Genomic DNA, 14566 nt, shown 5'->3' on the forward strand with positions numbered 1-14566 from the left:
GTGCGAATCCCGCCGGGTTGCCACCATCGGAATGACCATTGGTCCCACCCTGACCGGAGAAAGATTTGGGCCTGACCCCCACGACCGCCGATGTCCCCGCAGGGGAAACCCTGCTGGAATTCCCCGACAACCGCCTGCTGATCGACCTTTGCGGTCCGCATGACAGGCACCTTGCGCGGATCGAGGAAGCGTTGAAGATCCACGTCCTGCGACGCGGCAACCTGCTGTCCGTGGTCGGCACGCCCGAGGCGCAGGCCGAGGCGGCGCAGATCCTGCGTGGCCTTTACGCGCGTCTGGAACAGGGCCGTCCCGTCGAAATGGCCGAGGTCGATGCCGCCCTGCGCATGGGCAGCGATCAGGCCCGCGAAACGCCCACACCGGCCGAACAACTGGAAATGTTCCAGTCCGGCCAGTTCGAGCTGCGCACCCGCAAGAAAACCGTCGAGCCGCGCACCGACGCGCAAAAGGATTACGTCCGCAGCCTGTTCAAGCACGAACTGGCCTTTGGCATCGGTCCTGCGGGCACGGGCAAGACCTATCTGGCGGTCGCGGTCGGCGTCACCATGCTGATCGGCGGCCATGTCGACAAGATCATCCTGTCCCGCCCCGCCGTCGAGGCGGGCGAGCGGCTTGGCTTTCTGCCCGGCGACATGAAGGAAAAGGTCGACCCCTATATGCAGCCGCTTTACGACGCGCTGAACGATTTCCTGCCCGCCAAGCAGATGCAGAAGCTGATGGAGGAAAAGCGTATCGAGATCGCGCCCCTGGCCTTCATGCGCGGGCGCACCCTGTCGAATGCCTTTGTCGTGCTGGACGAGGCGCAGAACGCCACCACCATGCAGATGAAGATGTTCCTGACCCGTCTTGGCGAAGGCTCGCGCATGGTCGTGACCGGCGACCGCACCCAGATCGACCTGCCGCGCGGGATCTATTCCGGGCTTGTCGATGCGGAACGGATCCTCAAGGACGTCAAGGGCATCAGTTTCAGCTATTTCACCGCGAGCGATGTCGTACGCCATCCCCTGGTCGCGCGCATCATCAATGCCTATGACGCCGAGGACGAGGCCGCGCTGGCGCGGGGCGAAACGCCCGATGACCGCGGCCAGCGCATCCCCCGCCGCACGCCCGGCAGCAGCAGCCTTGCCTAGTGAAGGAACGCGCCATGCCCGACTGGCCCGATGAGGACGACGACAGCGGCATGATCGAGCTGGTGATCGAGGATGATCGCTGGCTCGACGCCGATCTGGATGCGCTGTCGCAGCGCGCCATCGGTGCCGTCGCGGATTGGCTGGACATGCCGGATCTGCGGCTGGTCGTGCTGGGCTGCGACGATACCCGCATCGCCGGGCTGAACGCCCAGTTCCGCGGGCGCGAGGTGCCGACGAACGTCCTGTCATGGCCCAGTCACGAATTCGCGGAACGCGCCCCCGGCGCGATGCCCGAACCGCCGCCCGTGCCGGAAATCGGGGATATCGCGATTTCCTATGACACCTGCCTGCGCGAAGCCGGTGAACAGGACAAGAATTTCGACGATCATGTGACGCATCTGCTGGTCCATGCGGCGTTGCATCTGGCAGGCTATGACCATATCGACGATCTGGATGCCGAAACCATGGAAGGCGCCGAGCGCGAAATTCTGAATATGATGGATATTCCCGATCCCTATATCGAGAAAGAAAGATGAGCAGCGACCGAAGTCCCGACACGCCCGTTTCCGAAGAACCTGCCAGTTGGGCGGATGACACAGGCGGGGACGGGCGCGACCTGCCGCAATCGCGCGGTTTGCTTGGGCGTATTCTGGACGCTTTCGGATCTGGCGACAGCGATGCGGATGGCAACAGCGGCGTGGTCGAGGGCCGCGAACTTTCCACGACGCCCGCGCCGAGCATCCTGAACCTGCGGCGGCTGCGCGTCGATGACGTCGCGGTGCCCAAGGCGGAAATCATGGCGGTTCCGGTCGATATCGACCTGCCCGATCTGGTCCAGATGTTCCGCGAACAGGGGTTTTCCCGCTTTCCGGTCTTTCGCGGCACCCTTGACAGCCCGCTTGGGCTGGTCCATCTCAAGGATCTGGCGCTGAAATACGGCTTTGACGCCAAGCCCCCCACCGATTTCGCGCTGCGCCCGCTGCTGCGCCCGCTGCTTTATGTTCCGCCCTCGATGCCGATCGGCGTCTTGTTGCAGCAGATGCAGCAAAAGCGCATCCATATGGCGCTGGTCATCGACGAATATGGCGGCGTTGACGGGCTGCTCACCATCGAGGATCTGGTCGAACAGGTCGTGGGCGAAATCGAAGACGAACATGACGAGGTCGAAGGCGAGCTGTGGCTGGCCGAAAAGCCCGATCAATGGCTGATTCAGGCCCGCATGCCGCTGGCCGAGGTCGAGACCCTGATCGGCCGTCCCCTTGGCGTCGAACATGACGATGACGATGTCGATACGCTTGGCGGGCTGATCTTCATGCACACCGGGCGGGTCCCGACCCAGGGCGAAATCATCCGGCTGGACAATGGCACCGAGGTCGAGATCGTCGATGCCGACCCCCGCCGCGTCAAACGTGCCCGCCTGCGCCTTCTGCCCCCCGAGCCAGAGGCGACCGGCGAATGATCCCTTGCCGGTTTCGGTGCGGGATCGGGTCTTGCGGATCGGGTCTTGCGGTCGGTGCGTCGCGCAGGGGCCGCATGGGGTTTGATTGCGCCCCTTATCCGGTCAGCGCCAATCCCTTTCGCCAGGCGACGGAAGGCGATCCGCAGGGATGCCCCTGGCGTTGATGTCTCTGGCGTTACGGGGACGATCTGCGGTGATGGTGCCGGTTCCGGCACAGGACAGGTTGCGCTTCCGGACGCTCTGCCTGACAGTCAAAGTCTGACAGGCAGAACCCACGCCGGGTTGTCGGCAATCCCGCCAGCCGTGCCGCCCCATGCTCTCGGGGCGGAGCAGGGCAGGACGGGGCGGCGTCAGTCAGTGGGCATCCATCGCGTCAAAGGCGGGGGCGTGGCGGATCGTCAGGGTCCGGGGCAGATCATCGCCAAGCGCCTGCAGCGCGGGGCCGGCATAGGGTGAATCCCAGCCCACGGGCCGGAAACCAAAGCGCGCGTAATAGGCCGGATCGCCCAGAACGGTGATGATATGGCCCGGCACCGCCTCGATCGCCGCACGGATCAGCGCCGCGCCGATGCCGCGCCCGTGCAGGCGCGGCTCGACCGCGACCGGGGCAAGCGCCAGCACGGGGCGCCCCGCATCCGGCGCGGTGATCGGCGACAGGGCGAGATGGCCGATGGTCTGCCCATTGGCATCCGCGACCAGCGACAGCGTCAGATCGCCGTCGTCGCGCAGCCGGTCGACCAGCCGCGATTCGGCATCGCCGCCGAAGGCGCGGCCATGCACCGCGCGGATGCCGGTCTGGTCCTGCGCCGCCTCGGGGCGGATGCGGGGCTGGATGGTGCGTTCGTGGAAATCGCGGGTGATCGCGCCGCTGTCCTGCCCCCAACGGCTGGCCGCCGTGCGGTCGCGATGTGCGGCGAAGGCCCCGGCATCGGTGAACAGCTCGTTCAGCGACCAGATCAGCGGGTCGTCGGTCTGGGACAGGTCGAAACGCAGGTTGCCCGGCTCGGCCCGGCTGGCGGCGACATGATCGGGCAAGAGGTTCAGCGCCAGCATCATCTGGCCCATGTCGGCGCAGATCAGCCGCCCCTCGACCGCGATCAGGGGTTGGGCCAGCGCCAGTTCCTGCCCGCCCTCGATCGGAAGATGGTGGTGATGGTGGTTTCCACAGGAACAGGAGGACATGGCGCGCTCATCTGGCAAAGGGGCGGGGGCATCATCCTGACAGAGCCGCGCGCCGGTGCAACCGCAAATCGCCGCGCCTGATGCCTCGGGCTGAGGGCGGGCTTGAACATCAGGCCCGATTGTCGCCAAGATCGCGGGCGATCTTGTCCGACAGGATGACCCGATGCCGAACCCCGCCGAACTGAATCCCGCCGACGATACCCTTGCCGCGCTGCTGCCCGATGGCGTGCTGCGCGATGTCACCCCCGCCTATCTGGACGAACCGCGCGGGCGCTTTCACGGCCGTGCCGGTCTGGTCGCCGCCCCCCGCGACACGGATGAGGTCGCGGCGGTGGTGCGTGCCTGTGCCGCGCGCCGTGTCGGCATCGTGCCGCGCGGGGGCGGGACCGGGCTGGTCGGCGGACAGGTCATGCCGGACGGCCCGGCACCGCTGGTCCTGTCGCTGGAACGCATGACCGCGCTGCGCGGCATCTGGCCCGAGGAAAACGTCCTGCTGGCCGAGGCGGGCATGACCCTGCAAGCGGTGCGCGACGCCGCCGCCGCGCGGGACCGCCTGTTTCCGCTGTCGCTGGCCAGTCAGGGGACGGCGGCGATCGGTGGCTGCCTGTCCACCAATGCGGGGGCGTCAGCGCCCTGCGCCACGGCACCGCCCGCGCGCTGTGTCTGGGGATCGAGGCGGTGCTGCCCGACGGCTCGGTCCTGCGCGACCTGAAACGGCTGCGCAAGGACAACACCGGCTATGATCTGCGCGACCTGCTGATCGGGGCCGAGGGCACATTGGGCATCGTCACCGCGGCCAGCCTGCGCATGGTCGTGCCGCCTGCGGGCACAGGCACGGCGATGCTGGTCGTCCCCGATCCCGCCGCCGCCCTGTCGCTGCTGTCCCCGGCCGAAGGGCATCTGGCGGGCGGGGTCACGGGTTTCGAGCTGATCTCGGGGCAGGGGCTGGGCTTTCTGGCCGAAAAACTGCCCGCGATCCGCCAGCCTTTCCCCAACGCGGAATGGAGCGTGCTGCTGGAGGTCGGCCTGCCTGAAGGCCTGCCTGCCGAGGTCGCGCTGGAAACCCTGCTGGGCGAAGGGATGGCGCGCGGGCTGGTCCTTGACGGCGTGATCGCACAACCGGGCGCGCAGGCTGAAGCCTTCTGGCAGTTGCGCGAAAACCTGCCCGAAGCGAACCGCATGATCGGCGCGATTGCCAGCCATGACATCAGCCTGCCGCTGTCGGAAATTCCGCGCTTCATCACGGATGCGGGGGCGATGGTCGCGGGGATGGGGGATATCCGCATCAACTGTTTCGGCCATCTGGGTGATGGCAACCTGCATTTCAACGCCTTTCCCGCGCCGGGCCGCAGCCGCGCGGAATATGACGGCCAGCGCGGCGCGATATCGGCGGCGATCCACGGAATGGTCGTCGCACGCGGCGGGTCGTTTTCCGCTGAACATGGCGTGGGACGGCTGAAGGTCGGGGATCTGGCGCGGTGGGGCGACCCGGTGCGGCTGGCCGCGATGCGGGCGATCAAATCGGCGCTGGATCCGCTTGGGATCATGAACCCCGGGGCAGTTCTGGGTTAAGGCGGGGTTTCAGCCGTTCGCGCAAATAATCCAGATAGGCGGCGACGCGCGGCACCGGAAAGGGCCTTGGCAGGTGCAGCGCCTGAATGTCCAGCTGGCTGGTCGCATAGGGTGCCAGCAGGCGGATCAGGCGCCCCGCCGCGACCTCTGCCTGAACGGCAAAGGCCGGGACGATGGCCACGCCTTCGCCCGCCAGCGCCAGACGGCAGACCGCGCCCGCGCTGTTCACCGAAATCCGCGATTGCAGCGCCAGGCTGACCGGCTTGCCCGCGACCACGAAAGAGGTCCGGGTAAAGGATGAATCATTGGTGTCGCGGATGCAGCGATGGTCGCGCAGATCGCCCGGCACCTGCGGCGCCCCGTTGATCGCCAGATAGGCGGGGGATGCCACGACCCATGCCTCTGTCTGGCCCAGCTTGCGCGACATCATGCTGGAATCGCCCAGGTTTCCGATGCGGATCGCGATGTCGAAAGCCTCGGCTGGCAGGTTGATATAGCGGTCGGTCAGTTCCAGGTCGATGGTGACGCGCGGGTGGTCGCGCAGGAAGTCATGGGTCAGGTCGGTGACGAATATCTCGCCGAAGGTGGCGGGGGCAGTGATGCGCAGATTGCCCGACAGTGCGCCCTGATCGCGGTCCAGAACACCTTCCAGCGCCTCGAACGCGGACAGGGCGCGGCGGGCCTGCGCCAGATAGGCCTCGCCATCGGCGGTCAGCGACAGCGCCCGCGTCGTGCGATAGAGCAGGGTCGCGCCGATCCGGTCCTCAAGCGCGGCGACATATTTGCTGACCAGCTTGTTCGACATGCGCAGCCGTTCGCCCGCAGCGGTGAACGACCCCGCATCCACCACCGCCACAAAGGCGCGCAACATGTCGATCCGGTCCATGACTATCCACAAAATGGCGGCAATATTCCGCTGAATAACCTTCTAATCGTGGAATGTCAAAGCTGCTATCTGTTGGGCAAGGAAACGAAAGGACAACAGATGTCGAACCAAATCACCAATACCGGCAACCCCGATCTGGCCAAGCTGATCCTGCGCCTGTCCACCGGCGGGCTGTTCATCGCCCATGGCCTGATGAAGGCGCTGGTCTTTACCCTCGCCGGGACCGCCGCCTATTTCGAAAGCCTCGGGCTGCCGGGCTTTCTGGCCTATCTGACGATTGCCGCCGAACTGGCTGGCGGTATCGCGCTGATCCTGGGCGTCTATACGCGGGTCGTTGCGGCCGCGCTGGTGCCGGTTCTGCTGGGCGCCGCGATCTTTGGCCATGGCAAGGCCGGCTTTTTCTTCAGCAACGAAGGCGGCGGTTGGGAATATCCCGTCTTCTGGGCGGTGATCATGGTCGTGATCGCATTGCTGGGCAGTGGCGCCCATGCGCTGCGCCGCGACGCCTGATAGATTACCCCAAACTCTGAAAGGACAATCGCGATGGCGATGAGTGATGCACCTGTCGAAATCGGCCGCGTGGCGCTGGTCGCCCGCGACCTGGAACGGCTGACGGCTTTTTACCGCGACGACATCGGGCTGGCCGAACTGGCCCGCGACCCGGAAACCGTCCGGCTTGGCGTGGGCGACCGCACCCTGATCGAATTGCGCGGCGACAAGGCCGCGCGGATCGCCGACCACCGGCAGGCGGGGCTGTTCCACACGGCTTTCCTGCTGCCCGACCGCAAGGATCTGGGCGCCTGGCTGCGCCATGCCGCGGAACGCGGGCTGCGGCTGGACGGCGCCTCGGACCATGGCGTCAGCGAGGCGCTGTATCTGCGCGACCCCGAAGGCAACGGGATCGAGATCTATGTCGACCGCGAAAAAGCCCAGTGGCCCTGGGACGGCAAGGAGGTCGGGATGTTCTCGATCCGGCTGGATCTGGCGGATCTGATGGCCGCGACGAACACGCCCTGGGCGGGTGCGCCGGACGGTTCGGTCGTCGGCCATGTCCACCTGCAGGTCGGCGATCTGGACCGGGCCGAGGGCTTCATGACCGGCGATCTGGGCCTGGATGTGATGCAGCGCGGGCCGGGGGCGCGGTTCTTCAGCTCGGGCGGGTATCACCACCACTTGGCGGGCAATATCTGGAACAGCCAGGGCGCGGGCCCGCGCGCCAGCGGTGAAACCGGTCTGGCCGAGGTTCAGTTGCTGCTGGATCCGGGTCTGGCCACATCGGAACTGACCGATCCCTGGGGCACGCGGTTCAGCCTGACCCGCAAACCCGCCTGACGCGCAGGACATACAGGAACGCACATCCCAAAGCGCAATCTTTGGGATGTTTCCTTTTGCGCGGGGCAGATGGCGGCCGTGATGTGCCGCTTTGGCCCCAAGGGCGCAAGGCCGGTGCCATCATGAAAAAGGCCGCGATGATCAGGGGAGGGGGCCACCTTTGAGCCGCATTCTGTGGAATGCTACTTGGTCTGCGCCTGTTTTTCGTGGGAACAAATGGGAATAGCCGATTACAGATGATTGCCGGTGCCATGGGCTGATTGGCTGGTGGATGCGGAAGCCGGGTTGGACTCGAACCAACATCAATCCGCCGCTTGCGCGGCGCATCCCCTTGCCCATCGGGGTTACACGGCTTCCGACCTGAAGGATGCAGCCTGATGACGCGCAAAGTCAACAACGGGAAGCGTCGTTGAACTCGACTTCAATCATGATTCACGTCCTCTTTCTGGCGCGGCGTTCCGCGTCGGTCCGCAGCCTTTCGCGGTTCTCGGCCTCGCGGCGCAGGTAGGTGCGGACCGCCACACCCGACACCCGCAGTTTGCGGGCGATTTGGGCGATGGGCAGGTCCTGCGGGTGGCAATTGGCGGCGCGCCATGGCTTTGCCAGGGGAATGCGGCGGGGCAATGTGGCGAGGTTTGCCAGCGCCTCGACGGATTCGCGCCCGAACATCTGCGACCGGCTCGTTTGTGTCGCGAGGGTTCTTGCCGATGGAAAGCTCGGCACCACCGAAGGCGAGGATGAGGCGAATCGCGCCCCCACGCCCGAGGACCTGGACGAAAGGCGCGACCTGCGCGGTTGGGCGCGGTGCAGGCGGGCGGTTGTGTTGGCTCACGTTTCGCCCCGCTGCATTCGCTGCCACCAGCGATGAATTGCGCTGAGGGCGGTCGGGCGGGAAATGCGCGGCCACCTCGATCTCGATCCCGGCGAATGCCATACGCGCAAGCCGTGCCTCGACGAAGGCGCGCAATTCCGGGTCGAGCGCGATCTTTCCGGGTCGGCCGGGACGATGCGCCGCCACATGCTGCAACAGGGTTTCATCAGGCGTTGAACCGGCGTTTCGCGTCATGTCCGTTCTTTTGTGGTGGGTCTGCGCGCCGGTCGCGGCTCCCCGGACGGCCGGCGCGCAGGGTTTCGACGGCGCATCAGGCACACCGCCGAAGGCACGGCCCGATCCGGTCAGTCCCGAAGCGCGCGGGGTTTCAGGCCGAGTTGCGCGCAGATCGCGATTTCCTCGGCCGCGCCGCCCGCGTGGTTGCCGCGCGCAAGGTCCGGCGGGGCGGCCGATGTGGTCGCAGGCCTGAACAGATGCGCGAATGGCGGGATCGCCTTTTCGATGAACAGATCGAAACTGTCGGGTTCGGACATGCAGAGCGCCCTGGCCCAGCCCCGCATGGCGGGCGAGAGCCAGCCCCGCGCGAAAGCATCATCGACCCGCGCCCTGACATTCTGTTCACGCAAGACGGCCTGCGCCTCGTTGCGTTCGGTCAGGACCGCTTGCAGGGGCTCGGCCGGGACGAAGCGGGCCGGGTCCGGTTTGCCCGCCGCATGGCGCGCGGGACGGTCACGCTGGCCGAACTCGCGCGCAATGTGGTCGAGTTCGGCCAGCTGCGCGACCGCGCCTGTCGCCCCCGTCACCCGGCCTCGCCTGCCGCGCAGCAGGTCGAGAATATCGGCCTCGCTGGCATCGGGCGACAGCCCCAGCGCCTCGGCCACGACCTGGGCGGCAATCGTCGGCTTGTCGCCCTCACCTTCCTCGGCCAGCGCAGTCAGATGCAGCGCAGGCGAATGCACCAGGCCCGCGCCCTTGATCATCGTCACCTTGCCTCCGGCCATGAGGTATCTGATCGCCGGGCTGAGATAGCGATATTCCCGGTTCGCAATCATGTCGCGGGCGCGGGCGGTCCATTCGACCCGGCCCCAGATACCGTTCGCCTGGCGCATCAGCTCCTTGATCCAGCCAGCCGCCGGAACCGGGCCATTCAGCCGGGCCTCGGGCCGGTCGTTCTGATGCTCATAGTCAATCGGCAGATCGAGCGACCGTGCGCCGAAAGCCCATCGGGGTCCGAATTGTCGAACACCCGAATGATGGCTTCCTTATTTTCGGAATCCGAGATTGCATAGCGCAAGATGCGCGAAGACGCCCGATCTGTATAGACGATCCCCCACGGGTAACCAATCTTGCCGTTCCGGAACCGGTCCTTGACCTCCCACCCGTCCAGTCGACCATGGCTCATGGCGAACATGCCCTCGACGATGCGCGGTTGATACTGGATCAGGGATTTCACAGCCCCGTCCACACCCATGCGCAGGGCGCGCTTATGAACCTCGTCCTGACGACCCCAACGGCGCATTGCCATGCGATAGCCGGGGCACATCCAACTGCGCGCGGCCTTCTGATCCACAATCCGCCGCCACGCCTCTTTCACGGGCCAGCCGGTGCCGTTCTTGCGGGCAAGGCCAGGCAGCGTCTCGAACCCTGCCCATGCCTCGGGCGAAAGTTCCGCAGTGGCGGTGCGGCCCTGACAGTCCGGGGCCAGAGCCGGTGCCCAGTTCGCGGTATCCACATCCGCGATCAGCGTATTCCAACGGCGCTTGGTCTTATATGAAGGAGCGAGAACGGCAGCGCCATCTTTCACCGCCGCCTTCAGCAGGGCAGAAATCTGCCACCATTTCAGCCCCGCCGCCTCATGCGTCGCGATGAACATCATGGTTTCCGCGCGAGCATAGTCCGTGCTCTGGACCGTCACGGGCCTCGCTGCCAGCGCTAGATGTGCGGCATCGTCATGGGTGCTCATCGGCAGGCCCATCGTCTCCGCGCGGGCGGTAAGAAAGAGCCTGTCCCGAGCTGAAGAGGTGAACGGTGGTCGGTTTTATCTGCCTATCCCTGTTTTCCATCCATTGATTTCATTGAATGATTTATGACGGCATACATGCCGCAGGTGATGATTTCGCCCCTGTTGGGCCGAAATATATCAATCCAAGTGTCACCGCTCAACATTCGCCACAGCGGGCTGCGCGACCGTAACGCCAGTGCCGGACAGATCGCCGGATAGATCCGCGACGGGACGATGAAAGGCTGAGGGTCAGGCGTCGTCTTCGGTGGGCGATGACAGTTCCAGCCGGGTCGCGGGTTGTTCCAGATGGTCGACGGACAGCGGCCCTGACGGACGCGCCAGCCGGGAACGCACGATCCAGTGCAGCCGTTCCTGCGCGCGGGTGATACCGACATAGGCCAGACGTTTCCACAAGGGCACGCCCGCCTCGGTCCGGTTCGACCATGCGGCGGCGGAAATGTCGGGGCCGAAGATCTGGACATCGGGCCATTGCGACCCCTGCGCCTTGTGGATCGTCACCGCCGCGCCATGCAGAAAGGCCGCGCCCATGCGCGCGGCAAAGGGGATGAAGGGTTCCTCGACATCGGGCTGTTCGATTTTCACGATGGATGCCGCGGACAGGCGCGGATCCTCGGCGCCGATGACATGCAGGCGCGAAAATCCGGGCTTGCGGCCCGGGCCCAGATAGACGACCTGCGCGCCCTTGATCAGGCCCCGCGCTTCCAGGTCGATGCGTTTCTTGCGGTGCTTCAGCGGCAGTTCCAGCCCGTCGCAGATCAGCGGCTCGCCCGGCAACAACGCATCGCCCGGCGCGCCAAAGGCGGTGCGGAAGGCATGGATCAGCTTGATGCGGGTGGCGTTGCGCCAGACCAGCACCGGGCTTTGCGCCATCAGGTCGCTGTCGACGCGTTCGGCCCAGATCACGCGCGGGTCGCGGCGGGCGGCGTCCTGGATCATGCGCTCGAACCCGGCGAAATCCAGCGCGGGATCGGCCAGCGCATGGGCAAGGTCCAGAATCGGGCTGTCATCGGCCTGACGGTGGATGCGGTTCAGGATCAGCTTTTGCGGCGCGGCCAGCCGGTCAAAGACCATTTCCCCCGACTGCCCGACCGGCGCGAGCTGCGCGGGATCGCCGAACAGCACCAGCAGCGGAAAGATTTCACGCAGGTCGTCGAACTGGCGCTCATCCAGCATCGAGGCCTCGTCGATCAAGCCGATGTCCAGGGGGTCTTCGCGCCGTTTCCAGCCCTTGATGAAATCCGAACCGCGCAGCCCTGCCGCCGCCAATGCGCCGGGGATCGAGGCATGCTGGTCGTAAAACGCCTTGGCGCGGTCCAGCGCCTCATCGGTCAGGCCCTCGATCCTGGGGCGCTCGCCCGTGCCCGCCAGCCATTCGGCGATGCGTTCATATTCGGGGTCACAGACCGGGGTATACAGAATGCGGTGGATCGTGGTCGCGGGCACGCCGCGCATCCGCAGCACGAAAGCGGCCTTGTTGGTCGGGGCCAGCACGGCGACGGTGCGGCGCTCCTTGCGGCGCTTGCCCTCGTAATCGCCGGAAACGATCTCGACCCCCGCCGCTTTCAGCGCGCGGGTCAGTTCGGCCAGGATCAGCGTCTTGCCCGACCCCGCCTTGCCGATCACCGCCAGAACGCGCGCCTTGCCGGGGGCGGGGGGCATCAGTTCCTCGGAAATCAGATCGACGCCGGATGCGGCCAGCGCCTCGGCCAGCGTATCCCAGGCCTCGGCCTGATCGGCGGACAGGGTCGGCAGATCGCGCCCGCTGTCGGCAGGGGCGGCGTCGGGTTCGGGAAAGAGCGAGGGACCATTCATGCGCCAGCATTAGCCCGGAGGGGCGCAAAAGCGAAGGCTGGATTTCGGGGGCAGGGTCGGGAAGGGGGCAGAGCCCATAAATCGCAGCGACGACACCAGCGCCTTTGCGCAAGATCCTCGCGCGGACTATGCCCTGAAACGACAGATACGGCGAAGGGATGAACCGCGCGATCAAGGGGAAACCGCGAGGCGCTTTCGCGGTGGGCGTCACGATCCGCGACGCATGCAGACTTTATCGCGGCCGATTTTTCCCGCAGGCTCGGGATGTCCGGCTGGCCCGGATCACTGGCCCAGATCACTGGCATGGATCTGCGTCATCATCGGCCCGTTGCGCTGCACACCGGGACCGATCAGCTAACGGCTGGCCAGAATCAGCGCACCGACGCCTGCGACGATCAGTGCCATCCCGGCGATCTGGCGCGGCGTGGTTTCCTGCCGCATCAGCCTGCCCGAGACGATCTGCGCCAGCACCACCTCGACCAGCGCCAGGGTGCGGACATTCGCGGCCGGGGTCAGGGCAAAGCCGATGAACCAGAACAGCGAGGCGAAGGCACCCAGAAACCCCGCTCCGACCGAATGGCGCCAGTGGCGCGCGATGCCCGCCAGCGCCTGCCGGTCGGTGACGGCCAGCCAGATCAGGGTCAGCGCGGCCTGCATGGTCAGGCTGATCGCGAGGACGGTGCCGGCGCGGGTCAGGAAATCGCCGTCCGGCAGCGCCAGGATCGCGCCGCGAAAGCCGATGGCCGACAGGCCGAACAGCACACCCGACCCGATCCCCAGCAGGGCAGGCCCCAAACTCCCGCGCCGCAGATCGGCGCCGGACATCAGCAGGACGCCCGCTGTCGCAACCGCGATGGCTGCCATGCGCAGGGGGCCAAGCGGTTCGGCCAGAATGATCGCGCCAAGGATGGCCAGCGTCACGGGCTCGGTCTTCATCAGCGCGGTGATGACGCCGAAGCCCCGGCTGCGCATCGCCTGCAACATCAGGGCGGTGGCGCCGATCTGGGACAGGGCGCCCGCGCAGGCCCAAAGCAGGGTCCCGGTTCCGGGCAGCGGCAGGGCCTGATGCAGCGCCAGCGGCCCCAGCAACAGGATCGCAAAGGGCGCGCCAAAGATGAAGCGCACGGCGGTCGCGCCCATCGTCCCCACTTCGCCGGTCAACTGCCGTTGCGCGGCATTGCGCGCGGTCTGCGCCACGGCTGCGATCAGGGTTGCCGCGATCCAGAGCATCTAGCCGCGCAGCGCCTCGATCATGCGCGACACATTGTCGGGATCGGCGTCCGGCGTGATGCCGTGGCCGAGGTTGAAGATATGCGGACCACCGGCAAAGGCGCGGGCGATGCGGCGGGTTTCGTCGACCAGACGCGGCCCGCTCTCGACCAGCAGGGCGGGGTTCAGGTTACCCTGAACGCAGCCGTCGGTCTGGACATGGGCGGCGGCCCAATCGGCAGCGACCGACTGGTCCAATGCCACGCAATCGGCGCCGGTCGCCTTGGCGAAACCTGCGTAACGCGGGCCAGCCTCTCGTGGAAAGGCGATGACCGGGATATGGGGGTGGCGGGTTTTCAGCGCGGCGATGATGCGTTTCGCCGGGGCCAGCGCGAAATCGTCGAAATCCTGCCCCTTGAGGCTGCCGGCCCAACTGTCGAACAGCTTGACGACCTCGGCCCCGGCCTCGATCTGGGCGGACAGGTATTCGATGGTCGCATCCGTGATGCGGTCGATCAGCGCCGAAAACGCCACGCGATCCGCCGTTTTCATCGCATGGGCCGGGCCTTGATCGGGGGTGCCGCGACCCGCGACCATATAGGTCGCAACGGTCGAGGGCGCGCCCGCGAAACCGATCAGCGTGGTTTCGCGCGGCAATTCGCGCGACAGGATGCGCAGGGTTTCATAGACGGGGGCCAGTTTTTCATGGACCTGATCGGCGGGCCGCAGCGCCGTCACCCCCGCCGCATCGGTGATGGTCGACAGGCGCGGGCCTTCGCCCGTCACAAACCAGACATCGGCGCCAAGCGCCTGCGGGATCAGCAGGATATCGGCAAACAGGATCGCCGCGTCGAACCCATAGCGGCGGATCGGCTGCAGGGTGACCTCGGCTGCCAGTTCGGGCGTGTAGCACAGCGACAGGAAATCGCCCGCCTGCGCGCGGGTGGCGCGATATTCGGGCAGGTAGCGGCCCGCCTGACGCATCATCCAGATCGGGGGCACGGGCAGGCGCTCACCGGCAAGGGCGCGCAGGATGGTCTTTTGGGTCATGGCTTCTCCTTGGCTTTCCTTCATCGCCAGCCGGTGGGCGTTGTCAAGGGCGCGGGCTGAG

The 14566-nt window shown here is 66.4% G+C and carries 14 protein-coding genes, 1 tRNA gene and 1 pseudogene; 7 read left to right on the forward strand and 9 right to left on the reverse strand.

Annotated elements, in window-relative coordinates:
* Positions 1–65 precede the first annotated feature (65 nt).
* The 3 genes from PE067_RS07650 to PE067_RS07660 are packed head-to-tail and all read left to right on the forward strand — an operon-like array spanning position 66 to position 2607.
* On the forward strand, positions 66–1148 hold the full coding sequence (locus PE067_RS07650; protein WP_276188604.1) for a PhoH family protein: 1083 nt from the start codon (positions 66–68) through the stop codon (positions 1146–1148).
* 14 nt (positions 1149–1162) lie between these two features.
* Positions 1163–1684, forward strand: a complete 522-nt coding sequence (gene ybeY, locus PE067_RS07655; RefSeq protein ID WP_276188605.1) for an rRNA maturation RNase YbeY — start codon at positions 1163–1165, stop codon at positions 1682–1684.
* Positions 1681–2607: a hemolysin family protein gene (locus PE067_RS07660; protein WP_276188607.1), complete on the forward strand. Its 927-nt coding sequence runs from the start codon at positions 1681–1683 to the stop codon at positions 2605–2607. Before ybeY ends, PE067_RS07660 begins: the two co-directional genes overlap by 4 nt.
* Positions 2608–2961: 354 nt before the next feature.
* Here the strand turns inward: PE067_RS07660 and PE067_RS07665 are convergent, their stop codons facing one another.
* The gene (locus PE067_RS07665; protein ID WP_276188609.1) at positions 2962–3789 is read right to left on the reverse strand and encodes a GNAT family N-acetyltransferase; all 828 of its coding nucleotides are present in this window, start codon (positions 3787–3789) and stop codon (positions 2962–2964) included.
* A 163-nt stretch (positions 3790–3952) separates the two neighbouring features.
* Here PE067_RS07665 and PE067_RS07670 point away from each other — a divergent pair.
* Positions 3953–5361 (forward strand): annotated as a pseudogene (locus PE067_RS07670) (FAD-binding oxidoreductase).
* On the opposite strand, the gene PE067_RS07675 reads toward PE067_RS07670, so the two are convergent.
* Positions 5333–6247, reverse strand: coding sequence for a LysR family transcriptional regulator (locus tag PE067_RS07675; protein WP_276188611.1), 915 nt, complete (start codon positions 6245–6247; stop codon positions 5333–5335). The pseudogene PE067_RS07670 and the gene PE067_RS07675 overlap by 29 nt on opposite strands.
* A 99-nt stretch (positions 6248–6346) precedes the next feature.
* On the opposite strand from PE067_RS07675, the gene PE067_RS07680 reads away from it, so the two are divergent.
* Together PE067_RS07680 and PE067_RS07685 are read left to right on the forward strand one after the other, a co-directional pair.
* Positions 6347–6757, forward strand: coding sequence for a DoxX family protein (locus PE067_RS07680; RefSeq protein ID WP_276188613.1), 411 nt, complete (start codon positions 6347–6349; stop codon positions 6755–6757).
* A 39-nt stretch (positions 6758–6796) separates the two neighbouring features.
* A complete protein-coding gene (locus PE067_RS07685; RefSeq protein WP_276188615.1) occupies positions 6797–7579 on the forward strand; it encodes a VOC family protein in 783 nt (260 codons plus the stop codon).
* A 275-nt stretch (positions 7580–7854) separates the two neighbouring features.
* Here PE067_RS07685 and PE067_RS07690 read toward each other — a convergent pair.
* Both PE067_RS07690 and PE067_RS07695 read right to left on the reverse strand, forming a co-directional pair.
* Positions 7855–7935 (reverse strand) — tRNA-Ala (locus PE067_RS07690).
* Positions 7936–8011: 76 nt separating this feature from the next.
* Positions 8012–8248: a hypothetical protein gene (locus PE067_RS07695; RefSeq protein WP_276188617.1), complete on the reverse strand. Its 237-nt coding sequence runs from the start codon at positions 8246–8248 to the stop codon at positions 8012–8014.
* Between the two features lie 226 nt (positions 8249–8474).
* Between PE067_RS07695 and PE067_RS07700 the strand changes: the two genes are divergently transcribed.
* Positions 8475–8627: a hypothetical protein gene (locus PE067_RS07700; RefSeq protein WP_276188619.1), complete on the forward strand. Its 153-nt coding sequence runs from the start codon at positions 8475–8477 to the stop codon at positions 8625–8627.
* Between the two features lie 128 nt (positions 8628–8755).
* On the opposite strand, the gene PE067_RS07705 is transcribed toward PE067_RS07700, so the two are convergent.
* The 5 genes from PE067_RS07705 to hemE all read right to left on the reverse strand — a co-directional run bounded on the left by PE067_RS07705 (position 8756) and on the right by hemE (position 14505).
* Positions 8756–9607, reverse strand: a complete 852-nt coding sequence (locus PE067_RS07705) for a phage protease (RefSeq protein ID WP_346429683.1) — start codon at positions 9605–9607, stop codon at positions 8756–8758.
* Positions 9559–10374: a hypothetical protein gene (locus PE067_RS07710; RefSeq protein ID WP_276188621.1), complete on the reverse strand. Its 816-nt coding sequence runs from the start codon at positions 10372–10374 to the stop codon at positions 9559–9561. The genes PE067_RS07705 and PE067_RS07710 overlap by 49 nt, the downstream gene beginning before the upstream one ends.
* A gap of 288 nt (positions 10375–10662) precedes the next feature.
* Positions 10663–12246, reverse strand: a complete 1584-nt coding sequence (locus PE067_RS07715; RefSeq protein WP_276188623.1) for an AAA family ATPase — start codon at positions 12244–12246, stop codon at positions 10663–10665.
* A 354-nt stretch (positions 12247–12600) separates the two neighbouring features.
* On the reverse strand, positions 12601–13476 hold the full coding sequence (locus PE067_RS07720; protein WP_276188625.1) for a DMT family transporter: 876 nt from the start codon (positions 13474–13476) through the stop codon (positions 12601–12603).
* Entirely contained in the window at positions 13477–14505 is a 1029-nt protein-coding gene (hemE, locus tag PE067_RS07725; protein WP_276188627.1) for a uroporphyrinogen decarboxylase, read from the reverse strand.
* Positions 14506–14566: the final 61 nt, after the last annotated feature.

It is taken from the genome of Paracoccus sp. DMF-8 (genome assembly GCF_029309835.1).
In the GTDB taxonomy this organism is placed as follows: Bacteria; Pseudomonadota; Alphaproteobacteria; order Rhodobacterales; family Rhodobacteraceae; genus Paracoccus.

Excerpts from the sequence above, each read along its gene's own strand:
- ybeY (WP_276188605.1), top strand. The coding sequence starts at position 1,163 with ATGCCCGACTGGCCCGATGAGGACGACGACAGCGGCATGATCGAGCTG.
- PE067_RS07660 (WP_276188607.1), top strand. The coding sequence starts at position 1,681 with ATGAGCAGCGACCGAAGTCCCGACACGCCCGTTTCCGAAGAACCTGCC.
- PE067_RS07665 (WP_276188609.1), bottom strand. The coding sequence starts at position 3,789 with ATGTCCTCCTGTTCCTGTGGAAACCACCATCACCACCATCTTCCGATC.
- PE067_RS07675 (WP_276188611.1), bottom strand. The coding sequence starts at position 6,247 with ATGGACCGGATCGACATGTTGCGCGCCTTTGTGGCGGTGGTGGATGCG.
- PE067_RS07680 (WP_276188613.1), top strand. The coding sequence starts at position 6,347 with ATGTCGAACCAAATCACCAATACCGGCAACCCCGATCTGGCCAAGCTG.
- PE067_RS07685 (WP_276188615.1), top strand. The coding sequence starts at position 6,797 with ATGAGTGATGCACCTGTCGAAATCGGCCGCGTGGCGCTGGTCGCCCGC.
- PE067_RS07695 (WP_276188617.1), bottom strand. The coding sequence starts at position 8,248 with ATGTTCGGGCGCGAATCCGTCGAGGCGCTGGCAAACCTCGCCACATTG.
- PE067_RS07700 (WP_276188619.1), top strand. The coding sequence starts at position 8,475 with ATGCGCGGCCACCTCGATCTCGATCCCGGCGAATGCCATACGCGCAAG.
- PE067_RS07710 (WP_276188621.1), bottom strand. The coding sequence starts at position 10,374 with ATGAGCACCCATGACGATGCCGCACATCTAGCGCTGGCAGCGAGGCCC.
- PE067_RS07715 (WP_276188623.1), bottom strand. The coding sequence starts at position 12,246 with ATGAATGGTCCCTCGCTCTTTCCCGAACCCGACGCCGCCCCTGCCGAC.
- PE067_RS07720 (WP_276188625.1), bottom strand. The coding sequence starts at position 13,476 with ATGCTCTGGATCGCGGCAACCCTGATCGCAGCCGTGGCGCAGACCGCG.
- hemE (WP_276188627.1), bottom strand. The coding sequence starts at position 14,505 with ATGACCCAAAAGACCATCCTGCGCGCCCTTGCCGGTGAGCGCCTGCCC.